The organism is Klebsiella sp. NPDC088457 (genome assembly GCF_044900465.1).
In the GTDB taxonomy this organism is placed as follows: Bacteria; Pseudomonadota; Gammaproteobacteria; order Enterobacterales; family Enterobacteriaceae; genus Klebsiella.
Genome location: NZ_JBJDNH010000101.1, coordinates 1 through 4,387 on the forward strand (window position 1 = coordinate 1; position 4,387 = coordinate 4,387).

The following is a 4,387-nucleotide window of genomic DNA, read 5'->3' on the forward strand; positions in this document are numbered from 1 at the left end:
GAGTTCGCTCCATCTTGCACTGTATGCTCTAACCGACCGATCAGTCCGACTGGTGCGCCTTCTCCGGTAACTATCATCTTGAGTCCAACCCGGAAAGACACGACAAAGCGCCACTGGCAGCAGCCACTGGTAAACAGGATGTGCGAGAGATGTATTTAGAGTTCTTGAAGTGAAGACCTAACTGAGGCTACACTGGAAGGACAGATTTGGTGACACGTCTCGCACAAGACTGTTACCACGGTTCAAAAACTTGCCGGTTAATGAACCTTCGAAAAGACCACCTTGCCGGGTGGTCTTTTCGTTTGTGCCTGAAAGACTACCCTGCAAGCTTGCATAAAACAAGTATCTTTCACGGCATCTATATATTCACGATGTAATAAAAAAGCTATAATAGCGAAAGTTAACCATGCACAAAAAGGAATTAAAATGTTCTCTAAAGATATAGTTAAAACCATAACTAAAATAAAAAACCTAAAGATAGAAGAGGAGCGAGAAGTAACAGACACATCAATATCATTAAAAATAAAATATGATGAAGAAATTTTTTTCATTTTTATAAAAGACTTTTCAGACGATTTAATGGTTATAAATGTAATAAATCCAATATCATTTGCTGGAAAAATAAAAGATACACCAGCCATGGACTTGGTGAACAAATTTAATACAATGGTAGTTGGCGTAAAATGCATACTCATTGACGCAGAAAAGGAGCACTATATTTTTTCTAGAGAGGAATTTGTAAGAAGCAAAGATGTTTACAATAAAGAGTTAATTGAAAGTAAACTTAAATTATCAATATCATTGGTTGTCGACGCTGTTCCAAATTTTGAAAACACAATAAAAGATGAAGGGATTCGGAATGAGCAAGAAGAAGACAAGTGATATAGGTATGTTTATCATAGGGTGGATATCTTCAGCCCTAGCCATAGTAATACCTATAATTATATTAATTCTGATAAAAAAGTACCTGCCTGATGAATATGCAAGCTACGGAGACAAGATCACCATACTGGCGTACCTTGTAGGCGCTTTCTTTAGTGGTTTATATGCATCTTATAGAGTGTCCTGTAAGTCAGATGAAAAAGATCAAACAATAAGGGAATTGGAGTCACAGATTGAAGGTGCAAAAAAATCATACAATGCCTTATCGCCAAAAAGTAAAATAATTGGTCTTTTACATGAGCTACATACAGCTTCTCATTCTCTTTCAAAGCCAGCAATACAAAAACTAATAATGAAAAAAATTGGGGAGATAAACGATGATTCTTCATTTGACCCAAGATACGACGGAATGATAAGCCAAATAGGAGATAGTCAATACAAGGCAACAGGCACTAGTGAAGAAAGGCAGGACTCTGCGAACGATACAGAGTCAAAAGGTATATTAAAATCATTGAAGAGCATAGTTTCGTTCAAACCACATGATGAACAAAGGACATGACATAGAGTTAACAACAAAAAGCACCTTTCAAAAAGGTTAAATGTATAAGTTGAAAGGTGCATCTATCGGGATAGTTGCAAGTAAAACTAGACAATTAACTCATCAATTTTATCCACATACGGTAGAAGGAAAAAAATAAGATAGTAGCTGAGAAGACAGCTGAACATGTCGCAAACAGGCAGTCTACTTAGACTGCCTATGAGGTTTTTTTGTGCGATTTTTATTTAATATATCTCCATAATTATACGCTGCGCATGAAAAAGCCCGCATTGCGGGCTTCAGTCGTAGACTTCACGGCGATGGCCTATGGTGGCTGCAAGGATAACCAGCTCGTCATCCCGGATCTCACACAGAATACGATAGTCCCCCACCCGATAGCGCCAGAACTCGCCCAGCTCCCCTTTGAGTGGCTTCCCTGACTGACGAGGATCGGTGGCAACAGCAATGCGTAAATCCATAAAGTCCACAATCCGTCGCGCGTTCTGCTTGTCCATCTTACGTAACGATTTGAGCGCCCGGTCGGAATAGTTAATCGTCCAGACCAAGTGACTTCCTCACGTCTACAGACGAATGCACAGATTCATCGCCGCGGCGAACGCGTGCCGCAGTTTCTGCTGAAAGGTAATAATCTTCCAAGTCTTCCAGATACGCCAGTATCGCTTCCCGAGCATAGAACGTCTTTGTTCTGCCGGTTTGTTTCGCCAGCGACTCCAGACGGGCCTCAATCTCATCAGATAATCGGATAGCCAGCATGCAGACCTCCTCAAACATACTTGATATACATGTATATCATCATACACTTTTCAAGCTAGAAGAATAGAAAATCATCTGTTTCAGCTTGAAAAGTCGCCACTAAAACCATACTTACAAAATGGGTAAACTACCCAAAAAATTAAATGGGAAGGAAAATAAAATGGCTTTAAGTGATCACGAATATGTAAACTTTTCAGAAGACTACGAACTAAATTACCACCTGCGCAAAGTGAACAAACAGGAGTCAGTTGCAAATCGGGCTACATTACGCACGATGGGCACCGAGCTAAAAGCTCGTCTGAATAAGACCTACCTGACTCACGCTGAATTTCATGCCTATATCCAGACCCAACTGCACCGCCTGAGCTGATAAGCGGTAAAAAGCCCTACGGGGCTTTTTTTATACCCGCCGAACACCTCTATTTAACATAAAGCCCTGATTGTACGCACCGCTAAAACGGCCTCAGGGCGTTTCTGACGGGAAACCGGTAAAACAGGCAACAAACCACCCGAAAACCCGCCAGAAACGCGCAGGCTCTGTTTTTACGGCATGCATGAGTATGCACGCAAGTGCATAGCGCGAAAATTCACTCCATTCAGCCAGGGTAAGTCCTGTTTCCGGCGTTCTTTCCATCCGAAAACGGTGAACGGGGACGCAATTTATTGCGTGGCCGTGAAGCGTTGCCGGCGCAGCCGGAAAACCGGTTTTCAGCACGTTCAGGAATCGTGTTCGTCGACGGCCGGCAATCACGTTATGGCAAGTCGCCGGACGACTCACCACACGATTCACCGGCGACTCTTCACTAGAGTCGTACCTAGAGTCGCCGAGTCTAAAAAACAACCAAACGGGGAGTCGGGTCTAGAGTCGGGTCGTTATTAACTCATTGTTTTTATAGTCCTGAGTCGTTACCGACTCTATGACGACTCGCCGGGGACTCTATGACGAGTCGTCACAGAGTCGGATCTATGTAAATAAAATTTAAAAAACGAAATCTCATGAAAGTAAGCTTCTGATATTAAATAAAAATATGCAAAATTTTAATTTTGCGTAGTGTGTGGGTATTTTTAGTGGTGAAGAGCGCTCAGAGATCTGGCGATTTTTGGGAAGGTTCAGGAACTCCCCGGGATGGCCGGAGAGGAAAACTCAAGCATGGCAGGATCAGGATTTTTTCCAGAATTTCCACCATGGCGCCGGGGATTCAGTTAATTTTGCCTGGTGATTTTCAAGAAGGAGCATGGCCTGTTTCAGGCTGTCAATGTGCGAATCCTTGGACAAAAGTAAGGTGTTCAGGTGTTCAATCTCCTGTTTCAGATGACGAATCACCTGTTCACTCTGGTCAGCAGAGGCTGTATCACGCTGTTCAGCGACCTGTCCAGAATGGTGTTCACCCTTCGGTTGTTCGAAGGGACCAAAGACACGTAAAAGCTCTGAAGTATCTACCATTTTTGCATTGCGTTCACCGCTACAGGTGGACAGGTCACCTGCTTTAATTAACCTGTGCAGTGTTGTTCTACTCTTACCCGTCAGTCGGGCAGCCTCACTAATAGACACTCTGGCCATCAGTTACCATCCTGTAATGCATCCAGTCTCGAGGACAGTGTACGGAAAAGATGCTCCGCATCATCGTGGAGTTTCTCACAAAGGTCGGCCTCGACATCGAGATCAAGCTCGTTAAGCTTCGCCAGCAGGAGCAGAGACTGATTCTGGATGAATTTAGCCATGTTCAGCGCTGTTTTCTGTTGTTTCGTCATAAAAGGCCTCAGAGCGTCAGTGCTCAGTGTCAAACCTGTCTCTTTTCCGCTTCCTCGCTCACTCAGTCGCTACGCTCCTGCCGTTCGGCTGCGGCGAGCGGCAGGAGCATGCGTAGAAAAGCTCGAGAAAACCGAGCAGCCACATGATGGAAGGAGGAAAGGCCGCGCGGCAGCCGTTTTTCCATAGGCTCCGCCCCCCTGACAAGCATCACAAAAAAGACGCTCAAATCAGTGGCGGCGAAACCCGACAGGACTATAAAGATACCAGGTGTTTCCCCCTGATGGCTCCCTCGTGCGCTCTCCTGTTCCTGCCATTCGGTTTACCGGTGTCATTCCGCTGTTATGGCCGCGTTTGTCTCATTCCACGCCTGACACTCAGTTCCGGGAAGGCAGTTCGCTCCAAGCTGGACTGTATGCACGAACCCCCCGTTCAGTCCGACT

General features: G+C 44.6%; 7 protein-coding genes. 3 read left to right on the top strand and 4 right to left on the bottom strand.

What is annotated here, in order from left to right:
• Positions 1 to 426: 426 nt before the first annotated feature.
• Positions 427 to 882: a hypothetical protein gene (locus ACI2JR_RS28005; RefSeq protein WP_462480082.1), complete on the top strand. Its 456-nt coding sequence runs from the start codon at positions 427 to 429 to the stop codon at positions 880 to 882.
• Positions 860 to 1,441 (top strand): hypothetical protein, encoded by a 582-nt coding sequence (locus tag ACI2JR_RS28010; RefSeq protein WP_462480083.1) that lies wholly within the window; start codon positions 860 to 862, stop codon positions 1,439 to 1,441. Before ACI2JR_RS28005 ends, ACI2JR_RS28010 begins: the two co-directional genes overlap by 23 nt.
• Positions 1,442 to 1,719: 278 nt before the next feature.
• Here ACI2JR_RS28010 and ACI2JR_RS28015 read toward each other — a convergent pair whose 3' ends face one another.
• A complete protein-coding gene (locus ACI2JR_RS28015; RefSeq protein WP_114271279.1) occupies positions 1,720 to 1,986 on the bottom strand; it encodes a type II toxin-antitoxin system RelE family toxin in 267 nt (88 codons plus the stop codon).
• Entirely contained in the window at positions 1,970 to 2,194 is a 225-nt protein-coding gene (locus tag ACI2JR_RS28020; protein WP_462480084.1) for a TraY domain-containing protein, read from the bottom strand. The genes ACI2JR_RS28015 and ACI2JR_RS28020 overlap by 17 nt, the downstream gene beginning before the upstream one ends.
• A 160-nt stretch (positions 2,195 to 2,354) precedes the next feature.
• On the opposite strand from ACI2JR_RS28020, the gene ACI2JR_RS28025 reads away from it, so the two are divergent.
• Complete coding sequence (locus tag ACI2JR_RS28025; RefSeq protein WP_462480085.1) at positions 2,355 to 2,564, top strand: hypothetical protein; 210 nt, start codon at positions 2,355 to 2,357, stop codon at positions 2,562 to 2,564.
• Positions 2,565 to 3,353: 789 nt separating this feature from the next.
• On the opposite strand, the gene ACI2JR_RS28030 is transcribed toward ACI2JR_RS28025, so the two are convergent.
• Together ACI2JR_RS28030 and ACI2JR_RS28035 are read right to left on the bottom strand one after the other, a co-directional pair.
• The gene (locus ACI2JR_RS28030; protein WP_060628044.1) at positions 3,354 to 3,755 is read right to left on the bottom strand and encodes a helix-turn-helix transcriptional regulator; all 402 of its coding nucleotides are present in this window, start codon (positions 3,753 to 3,755) and stop codon (positions 3,354 to 3,356) included.
• Entirely contained in the window at positions 3,755 to 3,946 is a 192-nt protein-coding gene (locus tag ACI2JR_RS28035; RefSeq protein ID WP_089637208.1) for a Rop family plasmid primer RNA-binding protein, read from the bottom strand. The genes ACI2JR_RS28030 and ACI2JR_RS28035 overlap by 1 nt, the downstream gene beginning before the upstream one ends.
• Between the last annotated feature and the right edge of the window lie 441 nt (positions 3,947 to 4,387).